Source organism: Virgibacillus litoralis (genome assembly GCF_017873675.1).
In the GTDB taxonomy this organism is placed as follows: Bacteria; Bacillota; Bacilli; order Bacillales; family Amphibacillaceae; genus Lentibacillus; species Lentibacillus litoralis.
Genome location: NZ_JAGGKK010000042.1, coordinates 1 through 1,566, shown reverse-complemented (window position 1 = coordinate 1,566; position 1,566 = coordinate 1). Strand labels below are relative to the sequence as shown.

Below are 1,566 nucleotides of genomic sequence, written 5' to 3'. Positions count from 1 at the left end.
TCACTAGCCTTGCAAATGTATCCACAGGTTAAATATTTCCTGTAACTGGTATCCATTTTCAATTGAATTTCCAAATAATTACTGGACGAAATAAAAAAAATCTCCTAATGTAGAAGGATATCCGCAACCAACGTTATCCGTAATTCTACATAAAGGAGATTTCTTATGGATAACACTAGTATATCAAACCAATCTGTTTTAAGTAAATGTTTATCTTTATTACCTTTTGACTCCTTTTCTTCTTATTTTCTTGATTGGGGAGTCAAAAAGCTTACAACACCTAATCTAATGCGGATTTGCGTTGCTTCTCAGCTGGGAAAGTGGGAATCATTTTCTCAAATAGAGGAACAAGTTCGGGCAAGAGAGGATTCAAGAAAGCTTTTTGGTGTTGCCGAAATTAGTGGATCGCAGCTTTCACGCCGTTTGAATGCTTTACCTTCTACGTTTGCCCAGGATTTATTTTTAGAGTCAGTGAAGAAACTTCAGGAGGTTACCAGTGAAAAAAGTGGCCACCCATTGTTTGGGAAGCTTCATGTGGTTGATGCATCCTGTCTTCACTTAGGGCCTACTTTTGGAAAATGGGCCTATGTAACGGGCAGCCGAAATCAAGTAAAGCTTCACACTCGTCTAGTCGTGGCTTCACCAGACGAAGCCTTTCCTGATAAGGTTATTCCTTCAACGGGAAATGTGGATGAACGTGAAGTTGTGATGGAATTGGTGACAGATCCAGATGCGACTTACTTATTTGATCGTGGTTATGTGGACTACGCAAAAATGGATGAATGGATGGATATGAAAGTTCTTTTTGCGGTTCGTATTAATGATATCCACAAAACTACTATCCTTGAGAATTACGAAACAAATGGTGAAAAAATTCTGAAGGATGCCAAGGTTGTTTTGGGAAGTAAACCAATGAAGCATCCGGTTCGTTTAGTTGAATTTAAGGATGGAGAGGGTCGCAAGTACAGAATTGCCACAAGTCGCTGGGATTTAAGTGCGGAAGAAGTTGCGGAATTGTACAGGTGCCGTTGGATGGTTGAATTATTTTTTAAATGGATCAAACAGCACCTGCGCCTGGTTAAACTCCAAAGCACAAAGCCTCAGGGTATTTGGAATCAAATATTTTTTGCCATGACAGCGTATTGTCTGGCTTTATATGTCCAAATCACAGAGGAAACCAAAAAAAGTGCTTGGCAAACATTGGAGCTTCTCCGCATTTATGCCGAACGATCCTGGAAAGCATTCTGGAAGGCAATACATCGAAAACCAAAAAGAACCTCGAAGGGAAGGCAAAAAAGCCATCTCCCGCGAAGTCCGGTAAAACAGTACGATGCTGGAGTTGCAGTAGTAAAGCCAATAGGAGAAAAACGTTCTAAAACAGCGAAATACTTTAAATAAATTTACCATTTTTTGGATAACAAGGGCGGATTTACTGACCCTATTGAGTTTTTTGTTTTCAGAGATAAAATCCAACTGGAAAAATTTTACACACCCCATAAAATTAGAAAATCCTCTTAAATATCCACAACCTACTTATCACTTGTTAATTTATTTGCAAGGCTAGTG

The 1,566-nt window shown here is 39.1% G+C and carries 1 protein-coding gene; it reads left to right on the top strand.

Features of this window, described 5'->3' with window-relative positions:
- Window positions 1-165 precede the first annotated feature (165 nt).
- Complete coding sequence (locus J2Z82_RS19265) at window positions 166-1,398, top strand: IS4 family transposase (protein WP_209482413.1); 1,233 nt, start codon at window positions 166-168, stop codon at window positions 1,396-1,398.
- Window positions 1,399-1,566: the final 168 nt, after the last annotated feature.

What these genes read in the sequence shown, in the direction of transcription:
- J2Z82_RS19265 (WP_209482413.1), top strand. Translation starts at nt 166, where the DNA reads ATGGATAACACTAGTATATCAAACCAATCTGTTTTAAGTAAATGTTTA.